Origin of the sequence: Kitasatospora sp. NPDC002965, assembly GCF_040611255.1 — a bacterium.
GTDB lineage: Bacteria > Actinomycetota > Actinomycetes > Streptomycetales > Streptomycetaceae > Kitasatospora.
Genome location: NZ_JBEXNT010000181.1, coordinates 1 through 14740, shown reverse-complemented (window position 1 = coordinate 14740; position 14740 = coordinate 1). Strand labels below are relative to the sequence as shown.

General features: G+C 73.3%; 14 protein-coding genes. 4 read left to right on the top strand and 10 right to left on the bottom strand.

Annotated elements, in window-relative coordinates:
• Positions 1-456: 456 nt before the first annotated feature.
• Positions 457-1461 (bottom strand): stage II sporulation protein M, encoded by a 1005-nt coding sequence (locus tag ABZY91_RS38415; RefSeq protein WP_329882787.1) that lies wholly within the window; start codon positions 1459-1461, stop codon positions 457-459.
• Positions 1462-1696: 235 nt separating this feature from the next.
• Here ABZY91_RS38415 and ABZY91_RS38410 point away from each other — a divergent pair, with 235 nt between their 5' ends.
• A complete protein-coding gene (locus ABZY91_RS38410; RefSeq protein ID WP_355408438.1) occupies positions 1697-2644 on the top strand; it encodes an RDD family protein in 948 nt (315 codons plus the stop codon).
• 200 nt (positions 2645-2844) lie between these two features.
• On the opposite strand, the gene ABZY91_RS38405 is transcribed toward ABZY91_RS38410, so the two are convergent.
• Together ABZY91_RS38405 and ABZY91_RS38400 are read right to left on the bottom strand one after the other, a co-directional pair.
• The gene (locus tag ABZY91_RS38405) at positions 2845-3459 is read right to left on the bottom strand and encodes a hypothetical protein (protein WP_355408436.1); all 615 of its coding nucleotides are present in this window, start codon (positions 3457-3459) and stop codon (positions 2845-2847) included.
• A gap of 174 nt (positions 3460-3633) precedes the next feature.
• Positions 3634-4287: a hypothetical protein gene (locus ABZY91_RS38400; protein WP_329882784.1), complete on the bottom strand. Its 654-nt coding sequence runs from the start codon at positions 4285-4287 to the stop codon at positions 3634-3636.
• A 119-nt stretch (positions 4288-4406) separates the two neighbouring features.
• Here ABZY91_RS38400 and ABZY91_RS38395 point away from each other — a divergent pair, with 119 nt between their 5' ends.
• Positions 4407-4922 carry a SigE family RNA polymerase sigma factor gene (locus tag ABZY91_RS38395; RefSeq protein WP_329950826.1) on the top strand — a complete coding sequence of 172 codons (516 nt, stop codon included), beginning with the start codon at positions 4407-4409 and terminating at the stop codon, positions 4920-4922.
• Positions 4919-6010, top strand: a complete 1092-nt coding sequence (locus ABZY91_RS38390) for a hypothetical protein (protein WP_355408434.1) — start codon at positions 4919-4921, stop codon at positions 6008-6010. The genes ABZY91_RS38395 and ABZY91_RS38390 overlap by 4 nt, the downstream gene beginning before the upstream one ends.
• Positions 6011-6079: 69 nt before the next feature.
• Here the strand turns inward: ABZY91_RS38390 and ahcY are convergent, their stop codons facing one another.
• The 6 genes from ahcY to ABZY91_RS38360 form a co-directional block, all read right to left on the bottom strand.
• Positions 6080-7528, bottom strand: coding sequence for an adenosylhomocysteinase (ahcY, locus tag ABZY91_RS38385; protein ID WP_329882781.1), 1449 nt, complete (start codon positions 7526-7528; stop codon positions 6080-6082).
• Positions 7529-7941: 413 nt separating this feature from the next.
• Complete coding sequence (locus tag ABZY91_RS38380) at positions 7942-8919, bottom strand: cation diffusion facilitator family transporter (protein ID WP_355408432.1); 978 nt, start codon at positions 8917-8919, stop codon at positions 7942-7944.
• Between the two features lie 91 nt (positions 8920-9010).
• Positions 9011-10294: an SIS domain-containing protein gene (locus ABZY91_RS38375; RefSeq protein ID WP_355408430.1), complete on the bottom strand. Its 1284-nt coding sequence runs from the start codon at positions 10292-10294 to the stop codon at positions 9011-9013.
• A 202-nt stretch (positions 10295-10496) separates the two neighbouring features.
• Complete coding sequence (locus tag ABZY91_RS38370; RefSeq protein ID WP_329882778.1) at positions 10497-10679, bottom strand: Trm112 family protein; 183 nt, start codon at positions 10677-10679, stop codon at positions 10497-10499.
• Between the two features lie 86 nt (positions 10680-10765).
• Positions 10766-12151: a phosphomannomutase/phosphoglucomutase gene (locus tag ABZY91_RS38365; protein WP_329950821.1), complete on the bottom strand. Its 1386-nt coding sequence runs from the start codon at positions 12149-12151 to the stop codon at positions 10766-10768.
• Between the two features lie 175 nt (positions 12152-12326).
• The gene (locus ABZY91_RS38360) at positions 12327-12692 is read right to left on the bottom strand and encodes a DUF3499 domain-containing protein (protein WP_329950820.1); all 366 of its coding nucleotides are present in this window, start codon (positions 12690-12692) and stop codon (positions 12327-12329) included.
• Positions 12693-12854: 162 nt separating this feature from the next.
• On the opposite strand from ABZY91_RS38360, the gene ABZY91_RS38355 reads away from it, so the two are divergent.
• A complete protein-coding gene (locus ABZY91_RS38355) occupies positions 12855-13310 on the top strand; it encodes a metallopeptidase family protein (protein ID WP_329882775.1) in 456 nt (151 codons plus the stop codon).
• An 84-nt stretch (positions 13311-13394) separates the two neighbouring features.
• Here ABZY91_RS38355 and ABZY91_RS38350 read toward each other — a convergent pair.
• The coding region (locus ABZY91_RS38350) for a DUF5719 family protein (protein WP_355408427.1) at positions 13395-14740 on the bottom strand (1346 nt) is incomplete at its 5' end.

Here is a 14740-nt window from a genome sequence, read left to right as displayed (position 1 = left end):
CCGAAACAAGTCCGAGGCCGGGGATGTCAACATATCTGGCGTTGACTTTTGGCACGCTGTTGAGTTCTCAAGGAACGGACACTTCCTTCAGGCGGTTTTCACACCGGCCCTCCGGGCGCTTCGTTCTTTCGTGTTTCCAGCTTACCAGATGTTTTCCGCTCCGTTTTCCGGAGTTTCATTCATCCGATTCCCGCTGGGGGATTTCCTTCGACTTCGCTCCGAAGCTTATCAAAGCTTTCGGTGTGCTCAGTTCCGGGATTTACCTCGTCGGAGAGGGTGCGCATTCATAAAACGCGCTCACCTCGACTCGGCGGTGTCGTAGACACTAACGCCTGTGCCCGACTGTTGTCCAGTCGCTCGCAACCGTTCAAACCTACTAGCCCACCCGTGCCACGTCAATGGTTTGGCTGAGATGCGAGAAGAGTAGCAGGTCAGGGGCCTGGTGATCACATCGACTCACGCAGCGACCGGCTGGAGGTCCGCCCGGTCGGTCGCCTCCAGATCGCCGGTCTCTCCGGTCGCCGCGGCCTTTCGACCCAGGACCAGGGCATAGAGGAGGAACGCCACCTCCGCCAGCGCGCCGATCGTGATCCGCGCCCAGGTGGGCAGGCCGGACGGCGTGACGAAGGCTTCCAGGACACCGGAGACGGCCAGGACGGTCGTGAGGCCGACGGCCATGCCGATGATGGACCGCCCCTGTTCGGCCAGAGCGGTCGCGCGGGTACGTGGGCCGGGGTCGACGATCGTCCAGCCGAGGCGCAGCCCCAAGCCTCCGGCGACGAAGACCGCGGTCAGTTCCAGCAGCCCGTGCGGGATGAGCAGGCCGAGGAAGATGTCGAGCCTGCCGGCGGACGCCATCAGTCCGACGCCCAGACCGAGATTGAGGACGTTGCTCCAGAGCACCATCACCACCGGGATCCCGAGCACGACCCCGTAGAGCAGGCACTGCACGGCGATCCAGGCGTTGTTCGTCCAGACCTGCGCCGCGAAGGAGCCGGCCGGACGGTCCGAGTAGTAGGCCTCGTAGTCGCCGCCGGGCCTGGTCATCTCCCGGATCTGGTCCGGGGTCGCCAGGCTGTTCCGGACCTCCGGGTGTCCGGCGACCCACCAGGCGACGAGCGCGGTCGCGAGGAGGGAGAGAATCGCGACCGGCAGCCACCAGCGGCGCGACCGGTAGAGCGCGGCCGGGAAGCTCACCGTGTAGTAGCGCACGACGTCCCGCCAGCCGCTGGTCCGGCTGCCCGTGACCGAGTCGCGCGCCCGCGAGACCAGACTGGTGAGCCTGCCCTCCAGCGTGGGGTCGGGCGCGGCGGCCTGGACCTTGGCGAGGTGCCCGGTGGCGCGCTGGTAGAGGGAGACCAGTTCGTCGGCCTCCTCCCCGGTGAGACGGCGCCTCCTGGAAAGGGCGTCCAGCCGGGCCCACTCCCCCTGGTGGGTGGCGACGAAGACGTCCAGGTCCATTCGGCGACTCCAGGGTCGGCGCGGGGCGCGCGGGCGGGCTTGGTCGGACAGGTGGGCCCAGCATGCCAGGGCACGGGTGCGCGCAGGCGTCCGGGACCTCCCTTCCCGACCGGGTCCGGGGCCCCGTATGTTGACGACTGCAGATCACGGGATCGTGGGGGCGATCCATCGGATTCCTCTCCCCGCGGATCACGGATCACGGACCACGAACCACCGACGGGAACGGACGGGTGCCTTGAGCGACCTGGTGACGGGCGAGGCGGTCGTCCTCGGCCTGCGTGCGGCGAAGCTTCCGAGCCGGGCACTGGCGATCGCGCTGGACCTCACCCTGCAGATCGCCGGCCTGGTGGCGGTGTCCCTGGTGCTGAGCCTGACGCTCGTCGACATCGACGGTGCGGCGGTCGCGGCGGTCACGCTCGGGCTGATGGTCTTCTTCCTGGTGGCCCTGCCGGTCATGATCGAGACACTGACCCGCGGACGTTCGCTGGGGAAGGCCGCCCTCGGGCTCCGGGTGGTGCGCAGCGACGGCGGGCCGGTGCGGTTCCGGCACGCGCTGGTGCGCGGGCTGGTCGGCTTCCTGGAGATCGTCGTGCTGTTCGGCGTCCCTGCCGTGATCTGCTCGATGGTGTCCACGGAGGGCAAGCGGCTGGGCGACGTGTTCGCGGGGACACTGGTGGTCCGCGAGCGCGTGCCCGGTGGCGGCGGCACCGCCACGGCGCTGCCGCCGGTCCACCCGCAGCTGTTGCAGGCGATCGGCGGCGAGCTGGTCGCGCTCGACCTCTCCGCCGTGCCCGAGCCGCTCTGGCTGGCCGTCCGCCAGTTGCTCGGGCGGATCGGCGAGCTCGACCCGGCGGTGGCCCACCAGATGTCGGTCAGGCTGGCGGACGACGTGACCGCCCGCACCGGTCATCCGGTCCCCTACGGCGTGCATCCGGCGGCGTACCTCGGTGCGGTCCTGACCGAGCGCCAGCGCCGTGAGTGGGAGCGGGCCCAGGGGCACGCCTTCCAGCAGGCCCGCCACCAGGCGCAGTACCCGGCGCAGGCGCCCGCGGCGCAGGGACAACAGCACCAGCCGCCGTACCCCCACCCGCACCCGACGGCTCCCGCCGTACCTGCCGCACCGCCGGCACCGGAGCCCGCCCCGAAGCCCGCGCCCGGTACCGGCTTCGCCCCGCCGGCCTGAGTCGTTCCCTGGCCGGCCCCGGTCCCGGAGGGCCTTGAAGCAGGCGCGTTGCCCGTGCGTCCCTGGATGCCCCTCGCCGGATCGGCGCGGTCTCGTCGCGTCGTGCGCGAGGCGAGGTCGTCGATCACGGACGTGGTCGGCTCGGGTTCGTGTCCTCCCTTCACGCGGACCGGGCCGGACACCGGCTCGTGTACGGCGCCTCAGGGCGACCCGTTCGTCAGCAGCAGATGGAAGGTGCGGCCGCGGTGGACGAACGTGGCGGTGTCGGACTCGCAGCCGTCGAAGTAGACCGGCCACAGCGGCTCCTCGCCGCTGTGGTAGCCGGTGGGGCGCAGGAAGTCCGGGCTGACAGCGGCGAAGGACCACGCCGGGCCGTCCTCGCCGAGCAGTTCCCGGGCGAAGTCGCACACCAGTCGCTCGGCGTCCGCCGCCGGGTAGTGGTGGCCGTAGGGGCTGTACGCCTCGCAGAGCATCCAGCGCAGCCGCGCCAGGAAGCCGGCGTGGTCGAGCGTGCTCACCGCGGCGCGGAATCCCTCGCGCAGGAGCGGGCGCTCGAAAGGCTCGCTGTCGTACGGGTCCGCCAGGACGTACCAGTTGCGGCGTGCGTCGGCGGCGCGCATCAGTCGCTCGAACAGGGCACTGCGCAGGAAGGCGTGCAGGACGGCCCGGCGGTTTCCGGCCGTCACGAGTGCGTCGCAATCCGCGGTGAGCAGCAGGGTGTTGCTGTTCATCGCGCTGTCGACGGCGGAGAGGAAGGCGTCGACGGCGGGAGGTTCGGGATTCGGTGGTGGCGCGCTGAACCTCGGGGAGCCCATGGCCCCAGCCTTGCAGGCGGTCGTCGCCGGTTCAACGGCTCTTCCACCGATCTGACCGGCTACCCTGCCGGCACCGGCCGGCGGTGCCGGCAGGGCGAACCGGGGGCCTGGGCGGGCAAGGGGCCGTCGCCGGTTCACGGCCGGGGCGCCGGCACGAGGTCACGGAACGCCCTCTCAGCCGCCCAGGCCCTCGCCGTACCCGAACGCGGCCGGCCACGCGTTCGGCGGGGACTCCAGTTCCTCCAGCTCGATCCCGCCCGCGGCGAGCACCACGTCCCCGGCGAGGTGCACGACCTGCTGCTCCCCCGTCTCCAGGTCCGCCACCTGGTACCGCTCGACCAGCAGCGGCCCCGAGTCGGTCTCGTGCGTGTCCGCGCCCTCCAGCAGCCACCCCTGGTCGAAGGTGCGCGGAGCCAGCACCGGCTCGGTGAACGCGACCAGCCGTACCCGCGCGCTCGCCCCCTCCCGCAGGCGCAGCAGCCGGGCGGTGGCGACCAGGAACCCCGGCGAGCGTCCGGCGAAGCCGTGCGCCCGGTCGTGGCCCTCGGCCGCCTGCTCGCCGGCCGGGTCGGCGGCGTCCGCCCGTACCCAGGCGACCCCGTCGACGGCGCCGCCCCGCACCTGCCAGCCGCCCGCGCGCAGTTCCATCCGCAGCGGCCGGGCCCGCGCGTCCAGCGTCAGGTCCACCGTGCCGAGGACGTGTCCGTCCGGCGCGTAGGTCTTGGAGACGTACCGCCAGCCGGCCGGGCCGGGTGCGCAGCTGAAGCGCTCCTCACCGAGCAGCACGTGGTCGTGGGTGTCGTGGAGCGAGTACCGGCCGTTGGGCATGCCCGAAAGCCTACGTCCGCGATCACCGGCGCCCGGCATGCAACCTCCCGTTCCGGTGCCGCATCAAGGGGGTGGACGGCTGCCGACCGGCGCCGCCGGGTGAGGGGAAGGGGGGCAGGATGGCGAAGCAGGCACGCGACGCGGAGTTCACCGTGTACGTGGCCTCCAGGGGCGGCTGGCTCCGCAAGGTCGCCTATCTGCTGTGCGGGGACTGGCACCGCGCGGACGACCTGGTGCAGGAGAGCATCACCAAGCTCTACGTGCACTGGCCTCGGATCGGCGAGGTGGAGAACCTGGACGGCTACGCCCGCCGGGTGCTGGTGAACACGTTCCTCGCCGAGCAGCGCTCGCCGTGGTGGCGGCGGATCAGCCGCACCGGCGACGAGCCGGACGTCGTCTCGGTGCCCCCGGACCTCGATTCCGCACTGGACCTGCGCCGGGCGCTGGCCGCGCTGCCGCCGCGCCAGCGGGCCACCGTGGTGCTCCGGTACTACTGCGACCTGACGGTCGACCAGGCCGCCGAGGCGCTCGGCTGCTCGCCCGGCAACGTCAAGAGCCAGAGCTCCCGGGCCCTGCACACCCTCCGGGGCCTTCTCTCCCCCCGTCCCGCCCCCGCTGGGAGGACCACGTCATGACCGCCGACGAGCACCGTGACCTGACCGAGCGCCTGGTGGCCGTGGCCGATGCGCCCGCGCCGTCGGTCGGCTTCGACACCGCCTGGGCCGTCCGTCAGGGGCGGGCCCGCCTGCGCCGCCGGCGCCGGGCCTCGATCGGCGGGGCCGCGGTCCTGACCGCGGCGGTCCTCACCGGCACGCTGCTGCTGGAGCCGGGCGCCGGCGACGGGCCCGTCGGCTCCCCGGTCCCGGTGGCCCCCGCGGCCACGCCCACGACGGCCGACACACCTGCGGACTCCGCGGCGCGGACGCCCGGTGCCGCCGGCGCCTCGCCCACCGCCGTCCCGCCCGCCGTGGGCGACCCGCTGGCCAGCGAGGTCAGGTTCGGCTGGCTGCCCGCGTGGGCGGCCGGTGTCGGCTACCAGGCGGGCACCCACGGCCAGGCCGCCACCGCCGGCGGGGGGAACGACCACTCCCCGATGATCAGGCTCTCGCTGTTCCCCGCCGGGCCGGAACCGGCGGTCGACTCGACGTCGGCGTTCCCCCAGGTGAAGAGCCCGGCTCCGCCGGTCGACGGGCGGACCGCGTACTGGCTGACGCGGCAGGGCAGCGCCGGCGACCACATACTGCGCTGGCTGACGCCCTCGGGGCGGTGGGCCCAGCTCTACTGGTGGGGTGGCAAGCCCGCCGACTACTCCGACGAGACCTTGCTGCGGATCGCGGCCGGTGCCTCCTTCGGGGCCTGGGACGTGCCGCTGCCGCTCTGGTTCGCCGGGCTGACGGAGCCCTTCCGGCCGGAGAACTCCTCGATCGGCCGGCCCGCGAACAGCGCGCTCCCCTGGTTCGCCGAGATCGAGTTCCGGGTCGAGGGCCGCACGGTCGAGGTCACGGTGAGCCCGGACGTGGAACCGGTGCCCGGCGACACCGTCCTCGGTCCGGCGTCGCCGACCTGCCGGACCGAGCAGGGGCTGAAGGTCTGCGCGGCGGTCTCGGACGGCGCCGCACCGGCGGCGCTCGAACAGCTCGGCGGCCTGAACGGCCTGCTGGGGCTGGTCCGCGTCACGGGCCTCGACGAGGGCACCTGGACCACGGACGTCCTGCGCCGCTGAGCACCGGAACGCCGGTGGCCGGCACCCCCGAGCGGGGGTGCCGGCCACCGGCGTGTGCCGTCGGGCGGATCAGTAGCGGTACTGGTCCGCCTTGTACGGGCCGTCGACGGAGACGCCGATGTAGTCGGCCTGGTCCTTGCTGAGGGTGGTCAGCTTCACGCCCAGCGCGTCGAGGTGCAGGCGGGCGACCTTCTCGTCCAGGTGCTTCGGCAGCACGTAGACGCCGATCGGGTACTGCTCGGTCTTCGTGAACAGCTCGATCTGGGCGATCGTCTGGTTGGCGAAGGAGTTGGACATCACGAACGACGGGTGGCCGGTCGCGTTGCCCAGGTTCAGCAGGCGGCCCTCGGAGAGGACGATGATGGTGCGGCCGTCGGCCTTGCGCCACTCGTGGACCTGCGGCTTGACCTCGGTCTTCACGACGCCCGGGAGCTTCGCGAGGCCGGCCATGTCGATCTCGTTGTCGAAGTGACCGATGTTGCCGACGATGGCCTGGTGCTTCATCCGGGCCATGTGGGAGGCCATGATGATGTCCTTGTTGCCGGTCGTGGTGATGAAGATGTCGGCGGTCTCGACGACCTCTTCCAGGGTGGTGACCTGGTAGCCGTCCATCGCCGCCTGGAGCGCACAGATCGGGTCGATCTCGGTGACGATGACCCGGGCGCCCTGGCCGCGCAGCGACTCGGCGCAGCCCTTGCCCACGTCGCCGTAGCCGGCGACGAGGGCGACCTTGCCGCCGATCAGGACGTCGGTGGCGCGGTTGATGCCGTCGATCAGCGAGTGGCGGCAGCCGTACTTGTTGTCGAACTTCGACTTGGTGACCGAGTCGTTGACGTTGATGGCCGGGAAGAGCAGGTTGCCGTCACGGTGCATCTCGTACAGGCGGTGGACACCGGTGGTGGTCTCCTCGGTGACGCCCTTGATGGTGGCGGCGACCTCGGTCCACTTGTTCGGGGTGTCCTTGAGCGTGCGGTTGAGCAGCTCCAGGATGATCCGGAACTCGTCGTTGTCCGCGGTGGACGGGTCCGGCGCGACGCCCGCCTTCTCGAACTCGACGCCCTTGTGGATCAGCAGGGTGGCGTCGCCGCCGTCGTCGAGGATCATGTTCGGGGTCTGGCCGTTCGGCCAGGTGAGCGCCTGCTCGGTGCACCACCAGTACTCGTCCAGCGTCTCGCCCTTCCAGGCGAAGACCGGCACGCCCTGCGGGTTCTCCGGGGTGCCCTCCGGGCCGACCGCGATGGCGGCGGCGGCGTGGTCCTGGGTGGAGAAGATGTTGCAGGAGCACCAGCGGACCTCGGCACCGAGCGCGGTGAGGGTCTCGATCAGGACGGCGGTCTGCACGGTCATGTGCAGCGAGCCGGTGATCCGGGCGCCGGCCAGCGGCTGGGCCGCGGCGTACTCGGCGCGGATCGTCATCAGGCCGGGCATCTCGTGCTCGGCCAGCTGGATCTCCTTGCGGCCGAACGGCGCCAGGGAAAGGTCGGCGACCTTGAAGTCACCGGTGATGTCGGTCGACATGCGTCTGCTCCTCGCTGATGGGGTGGGGCATGGCCAAGGTCCTCGGGGTGCGTCACAGCGCGGCGGGCCGCACAGGTGGGCGGCGGCGCCGGGACGGTACCGGTCCGGGAGGGACCGGTGCCCCGCTGTTCGCACAAACCGTCGGAGGACCTCTGTCCCTCGACCGGCGCGTGCCCGTGCGGACACGGGCCGCCGATCGACCGCCATCAGCAGCGACGTTCTGGCTCTGAGGACGAATCTACACCGCAGGCCCCGGACGGCGGCCCGGTACGACCGTTTTTCGGCCTCGCCCCCGGCGGCGCGCACGTCCTGTGCACGCCCCGTACGAGCCCCGTACGAGCCCCGCACGTGTGCCGCCCGGTCCGGCCCCGCGGCGCTGCGCGGTGGCCGGTACGCGGTGGCCTGCGCGGCGGTCAGTGCGCGGCGTCCGGCACCGGCCCGCCGGGCGTGGCGTTCGGGTCGTCGCCCTCGGCCTCCTTCTCGGCGCTGAAGATGTCCGGCTCCAGGTAGATCACCCTCGCGATCTTCACGGCCCGGCGGACCCGCGCCTCGGCGGCGTCGATGGCCTGGGCCACCTCGGCGGCGGTGGCGTCGGCGGGGACGGCGATCTTGGCGGCGACGAGCAGCTCCTCGGGGCCGAGGTGCAGCGTGCGCATGTGGATCACGCGGGTGACGGAGTCGTGGTCGACCAGCGCGTCGCGGATCTCGGCCACGACCTCGGGGTGGGCGGACTCGCCGATCAGCAGCGACCGGGTCTCCAGTGCCAGCACGATCGCGATGGCGATCAGCAGCACGCCGATCGAGAGCGTGCCGATGCCGTCCCAGACGGCGTCACCGGTGATCACGGTCAGACTCACGCCGAACAGCGCCAGCACCAGGCCGATCAGCGCACCGGTGTCCTCCAGCAGCACGACCGGCAGCTCGGGGGCCTTGGCCCGGCGGATGTAGGCGGTCCAGCCGTGCTTGCCCTTGTCCTTCACGGCCTCGCGGTACGCGGTGTAGAAGGACCAGGCCTCCAGGCCGATCGCGAGGACCAGCACGCCGACCGGCCAGTACCAGTTGTCCAGCTCGTGCGGGTGGGCGATCTTCTCGTAGCCCTCGTAGATCGCGAACATGCCGCCGACGCTGAACAGCACGATCGAGACCAGGAACGCGTAGATGTACCGCTCGCGCCCGTAGCCGAACGGGTGCTCGGGGGTGGCGACCCGCTTCGAGCGCTTGCCGCCGACCAGCAGCAGCACCTGGTTGCCGGAGTCCGCGACCGAGTGGACGCCCTCCGCGAGCATCGACGAGGAGCCCGAGAACGCGAAGGCGACGAACTTGCTCACCGCAATGCCCAGGTTCGCGGACAATGCCGCGACGAGTGCCTTGGTACCGCCTTCGGTGCTCATGCTCGGGGTGGTCCCTCCGTCGGGGGCCGTCCACGCAGCCCGCGCCCAGTCGTTGTCGAGCGCATACGGTACCGGGCCGGGCCGGACGCGTTCAGGACTGTGCCGCGAGCCCGAGGTAGACGGCGGCGAAGTCGGTGAGCGCGACCAGGTCGGCCAGCGCGTGCAGCGGGTCGGCCCGGCGGCTGGCGTACTCGGTGAGCCGGACGTCGTGGGCGGCGGCGAGCCGGTGCGCCCGGGTGGCGCCGAAGCTGCGCGGGCCCTCGTCGTCGGCCGGTACCTCGGCCGGGCCGTCGTCCGGCTCGCCGGGCCCGGCCGGAGTCGCGGACGGCTGGTCGCCGGGGATGTGCCGCAGCAGCAGGACCTGGAGGTGCAGCGGGTCCGGCTCCTCCACCCGGTCGCGGAAGAAGTCGTCCGGGTCGGCCCCGGCGCCGAGCTGGCCGGTGAACATGCCGCGGTGCGCGGTGAGCACCTGCGGCAGCGGGCCGGCGAGGGCCGGGCGGCCGGCCCGGTCGGCGAGCTGGGCGGCGAACCGGCCGGCTGCCGCCCCGGCCACCGGGCCCTCGGCCCACAGCAGCGGTACCGTCCCCGCCAGCCGGGCGGCCAGCCCCTTGGCCGGGTTGGTGTACGCGGCGGCGTCCGGGCGGCAGCGGACGGCGCTCTCGTCCAGCAGGTCCGCGGTGGCCGCCAGCGCGTCGTACGGCAGTTGGGTGACGCCGAGCTTCTGGCAGAGCGCGAGCAGCGGCGTGAGGTGGGACCAGAGCGCGGCCGGGTCCTCGGCGGGCAGGTCGGGCTCGGCGGCGTACGCGGCCGCGGGCGGGGTGCCGTCGTCAGGGGAGTCGGACGACAGGGCGGACGGCACGAAGGGCAGCGGCAGGGCGCGGACCTGGAGCGCGGCCCCGGCGAGCGGACTGCCCTCGGGCGCGACGACCACGATCGCGCAGCCGCGCGCGTAGGCCTGCTCGGCGAGGGCGACCAGGCCCTGTTCGCCGCCGTCGGCGGAGCTCACCACCAGCAGGTCGAGCGGCCCGGCCCAGCCGGGGAGCTGCCAGGCCAGGCCGGCCGTGAAGACGGGCGGCGCGGTGGCCCGGTCGGTGCGCGGGACGGGCGCGGCGTCCGCGGGCGGCAGCGGGGAGACCAGGCTCGCGGTCCCGGCCAGGGCCGCCAGCATCTCGGCGGCGGTCAGCGCGCTGCCGTGGCCGGCGACCAGGACGGCGCGCGGGCGGCCGTCGGGGCGGAGCCGGTCGATGCCTGCGGCTTCGGCGAGCCGCAGCGCGGTGCGGACCCGGGCGCCGGAACCGGCCAGGGCCAGCAGGGCGCGGTCGTGGTCGGCGCGCCGGAGGGCGGCCGGGTCGTCGAGCAGGGTGTCGTCGAGCATGCGGCGGGCCTCCGGCTGCTGGCTGGGCGCTGAGGGCTGCTGGCTGAGGGGTGTGCGGCGGGGTGGTGCGGCGGGGTTCCACCGCGGGCACTGCCGGTACTGCCGTACTGCCGGTACTGCGGAGACTGCGAGCAAGGCCGGTACTGCGGGTATGCCGGTACTGCGGGGTGCGGGTCGGGCCCGGTGGCGCCCGACCCAAGGATCACGCGGGGCGGCGGGCCTCGTCCACCAGCAGGACCGGAATGCCGTCCCGGACCGGGTAGGCCAGGCCGCAGCCCTCGCCGGCGCAGACCAGCTCCGGCTGCTCCTCGGTGCCGCCCTCGGTGAGCGCGGACCGGCACTGCGGGCAGACCAGGATCTCCAGCAGGAAGGCTTCGAGCTTCATGGGGTTCGGGCTCCAGTTCAGAGGGATGGCACGGCGGTGCCCCGGCCGAGAGGAAACCCTACCGGCCGGGGCACGACGGGTGTGCGTCAGGCGCGGACGAGCGCGAGGACGCCGTCACGCAGCTCGGCCATCCTCGCCGGGTCCTTCGCCTCGACGTTCAGGCGCAGCAGCGGCTCGGTGTTGGAGGCGCGCAGGTTGAACCACCAGTCGGGGCCGGTGACGGTCAGTCCGTCCAGCTCGTCGACGGTGACGTCCTCCGGGCCGGCGTAGGCGGCGCGGACGGCGGCGGTCCGGTCGGCCTGGTCGGCGACGGTGCTGTTGATCTCGCCGGAGGCCGCGTACCGGTCGTACTCGGCGGTGAGCTCGGAGAGGGTGCGGTCCTGCCCGCCGAGGGCGGCCAGCACGTGCAGCGCGGCGAGCATGCCGGTGTCGGCGCGCCAGAAGTCGCGGAAGTAGTAGTGCGCGGAGTGCTCGCCGCCGAAGACCGCGTCGGTGACGGCCATCTCCTGCTTGATGAAGGAGTGGCCGACCCGGGTGCGGACCGGCTTGCCGCCGAGCTCGCGGACCACCTCGGGGACGGTCCAGGAGGTGATCAGGTTGTGGATGACGGTCGGCTCGTCCTCGCCGGCGGCCCGGGCGCGGGCGATCTCGCGGACGGCGACCAGCGCGGTGATGGCGGACGGGGAGACCGGCTCGCCGCGCTCGTCGACGACGAAGCAGCGGTCGGCGTCGCCGTCGAAGGCGAGGCCGAGGTCGGCGCCGACCTCGCGGACCTTGGCCTGGAGGTCGACCAGGTTCTTCGGGTCGAGCGGGTTGGCCTCGTGGTTGGGGAAGGTGCCGTCGAGCTCGAAGTACATCGGGACGAGGTCGATCGGCAGGCCGTCGAAGACGGTCGGGACGGTGTGCCCGCCCATGCCGTTGCCCGCGTCGACGGCGACCTTGAGCGGGCGGACGGCGGTGAGGTCGACCAGACCGAGCAGGTGGTCGGCGTAGCCGCGCAGGGTGTCCTGCTCGGAGAGGGAGCCGGGCTCGACGTCCCGGACCGGCACGGTGACGGTGTCGTCGGCGGCGGTCCAGGACTCGACCAGCTCGCGGATCTCGGAGAGCCCGGTGTCCTGGCCGACGGGGGCGGCGCCGGCACGGCAGAGCTTGATGCCGTTGTACTCGGCCGGGTTGTGGCTGGCGGTGAACATCGCGCCGGGCAGGTCGAGCGAGCCGCTGGCGTAGTACAGCTGGTCGGTCGAGCAGAGGCCGATCCGGACGACGTCCGCGCCGTAGGCGGCGGCGCCCTCGGCGAAGGCCAGGCTGAGCGACGGGGACGAGGGCCGCATGTCGTGGCCGACCACGATCGCGGTCGCCCCGGTGACCTGCACGAACGCGGCGCCGAAGGCGCGGGAGAGGTTCTCGTCCCACTGGTCCGGGACGACGCCTCGGACGTCGTACGCCTTCACGAGCTGCTTGAGGTCGCGCACTGCGGCTCCACCCTGGTTCTCCGTCTGATCGACGGGTCGGTCGACGGGCTGGTCGCCCATGGTCACGATACGTCCGGGCTCGGCAGCGGCCGGTACCCGGTCATGGGGCAGCGTACCGGGGCCGGTGGAGGCGTTCGTGCGAGGCGGGTGGTGCCCGGGGGGCGGGGACCGGGTGTCAGTTGTCGGGCGAGCGGAGCACCCGGAGGTGGCCGCGGCGGCCGGCCTCGGTGGATTCGCCCTCGGGGCCGCGGCCCTGACGGGGGGTCTGCGGGCGGGCGGCCTCGCGGACGGCGTTGGCGAGCGCTTCGAGGTCGTCACTGCTGCGGCGGAGCGGGCCGGCCTCGGCGACGAGCCGGACCACCTCCCAGCCGCGCGGGGCGGTGAGGCGCTCGGCGTGCTGGGCGCACAGGTCGTAGCAGTGCGGCTCGGCGTAGGTGGCGAGCGGGCCCAGGACGGCGGTGGAGTCCGCGTAGACGTACGTCAGCGTTGCGACGGCCGGCCGGCCGCACGCGGTCCGCGAACAACGACGTACAGAGCTCACGAGGGTGGACGGTACAGCACTCCCCGCCGGGGAGCGAAGACCGCCTGCCCGGAGGGCGTCCCGTGTCGCGGCCGCGCGCCCGTGCGTGCACCCGCCGCCCCGGGCGATTAGGTGCGGGGGTGGTCCACTTCCGACCGCCCAAGGACTACCCTCGGCAGTGATATGGACAGCTCCGCACCGCAGTCATCGACGGGTCCCTCGCGCCGCCCCCGGCACCGTGACCGGCACGGCAGGGGGCTGCGAGGCCCGCTGGCGCCTCCGCAGGTACCGATCTCGCTCACGCGCTCCGAGTTGTTCGACGACTACGTGCGCGAATCGGTGGAGCGGCTTGAACGGCGTTGGCCGCAGTTGATCGAAGTCGAGTTCGCCGTCCAGGAGGTGCCGCTGCACGAGCCTGACGGCACGGCCGATCCCGACGGCGGGGTGCCGTTGGGCCGGGTCTCACCGGGCCGGCAGGGGCGGAAGAGTCAGATCGTGGTGTACCGGCGGCCGGTGGAGATCCGGGCGAAGTCGCGGGAGGACCGCGCGGCGCTGGTGCACGAGATCCTGATCGAGCAGGTCGCCGAGCTGCTGGGCCTCTCGCCGGACGCCATCGACCCGCGCTACGACGAGGACTGACGGTCACCGGCCGGACGGCGGCGGGGGCGGTACCCGAAACCGGGTACCGCCCCCGCCGTCGTCGTCGGGTCCGTCGGTCCGCGCTCAGCGCAGGACCACGCCCGGGTCCTGGGCGGCCTTCGGGACCTGCACGCTGCTGCGGTCGTCGCGGAGTGCCTGGATGGTGAACATCGGCACGTCCTTGGTGGTGATCGCGAGCATCCGGGCGGCGGTGACCGGACCGCCGGAGACGGTCTCCACGGTGAGCGCGTAGGAGCCGTTCAGTCCGGTGGGCTCGGGTGCCGGGAGGGCGACCGTGCCGCCGGCCGGCAGCTCGACGTCCTTGGTGGCGGGCGTGCCGCCGCCGGTGCCCGCCGAGGCGGTGACCCGGACGGTGGCGGCCTCGCCGGTGGAGGTGAGGAAGAGCGTGGAGGCGCCGCCGCCCCGGTTGTCGGCCACGGTGGCGCGGGCGCCGACCGGCACGGTGCCGCTCAGCCAGGCCGCGTCGGACTTGCCGTTGGCCGCGGCGCGGTCGATCCGCAGGCCTGCCACCACCTTGGTGGGGTGCTTGTCGTCGGTGGGCGACAGGCGCAGGCCCGCCACCTCGTCCCGGGTGACCTTGCCGAGGTCGACGGCGACCACCGTGCCGGCCTTGACGTGGACGGACTCGTTGCCGGCCGGGGTGAACCAGCCGTTCTTGCCGGAGAGCTGGATCTTCAGGTCCGCGTCGTCCTCCGGCGGGGCCCACACCACCAGCCGGGCGGCCGAGGTGTCGGCGGGAAGCCCGGGGAGCACCTGGGTGGGCGCCGGATCGGCGGAGGCCGGCACCCAGTCGGCTCCCTTGGCGCCGTCGGCGGCGTGCAGGGCGGCGCCGACCCGGCCGGTGCGGGCGACCACCTGTACGACCAGGTCGGCGACCTGGCCCCTGCTGATCGTGGGCAGCAGCACCGACTGCGAGCTGCCGGGGGCGACGGTGATGCCGTTGGCGGCGTCGTTCTCGATCAGGCCCTTGTCGCCGTAGAGCTTGAGGTCGACCACGGCGGCGGTGGACTCGGCGTTGACCAGGCTGACGTAGTCGGTGCGGTCCCCGGCCGTGGAGGCGCCGGCGAACCAGAAGCCGGTGCCCGCCGGTGTGCAGGTGAGACCGGAGAGGCCGAGGCCGCGCTGCTCGGTGACGGTGGTGGTCTGGGTGACGGTGAAGCCGGGGGCGAGGGCCCCGGTGGCGACGGCTCCGGCGCCCGGGGCGGTGTCGCCGTTGGAGGCCGGGGCGGTCACCGGGGTGCCCGGCTTGGCCAGGGTGAGCCGGGCGTCGGCGGGCGCGGCGTTCTTGTCGACGGCGGGCGCGGCGGGCGCCGGCGCACCGGTCGGCGCACCGGTCGCGGCCGGGGCCGGGGTGGCCGGGGCCGCGGACGGCGGGGCGGCGGCGGGCGCGGCCGGGCACGACCTAGGCG

Excerpts from the sequence above, each read along its gene's own strand:
- ABZY91_RS38400 (WP_329882784.1), bottom strand. The coding sequence starts at position 4,287 with ATGCCCAACGGCCGGTACTCGCTCCACGACACCCACGACCACGTGCTG.
- ABZY91_RS38375 (WP_355408430.1), bottom strand. The coding sequence starts at position 10,294 with ATGCTCGACGACACCCTGCTCGACGACCCGGCCGCCCTCCGGCGCGCC.
- ABZY91_RS38355 (WP_329882775.1), top strand. The coding sequence starts at position 12,855 with ATGGACAGCTCCGCACCGCAGTCATCGACGGGTCCCTCGCGCCGCCCC.
- ABZY91_RS38380 (WP_355408432.1), bottom strand. The coding sequence starts at position 8,919 with ATGAGCACCGAAGGCGGTACCAAGGCACTCGTCGCGGCATTGTCCGCG.
- ahcY (WP_329882781.1), bottom strand. The coding sequence starts at position 7,528 with ATGTCGACCGACATCACCGGTGACTTCAAGGTCGCCGACCTTTCCCTG.
- ABZY91_RS38405 (WP_355408436.1), bottom strand. The coding sequence starts at position 3,459 with ATGGGCTCCCCGAGGTTCAGCGCGCCACCACCGAATCCCGAACCTCCC.
- ABZY91_RS38390 (WP_355408434.1), top strand. The coding sequence starts at position 4,919 with ATGACCGCCGACGAGCACCGTGACCTGACCGAGCGCCTGGTGGCCGTG.
- ABZY91_RS38395 (WP_329950826.1), top strand. The coding sequence starts at position 4,407 with ATGGCGAAGCAGGCACGCGACGCGGAGTTCACCGTGTACGTGGCCTCC.
- ABZY91_RS38415 (WP_329882787.1), bottom strand. The coding sequence starts at position 1,461 with ATGGACCTGGACGTCTTCGTCGCCACCCACCAGGGGGAGTGGGCCCGG.
- ABZY91_RS38370 (WP_329882778.1), bottom strand. The coding sequence starts at position 10,679 with ATGAAGCTCGAAGCCTTCCTGCTGGAGATCCTGGTCTGCCCGCAGTGC.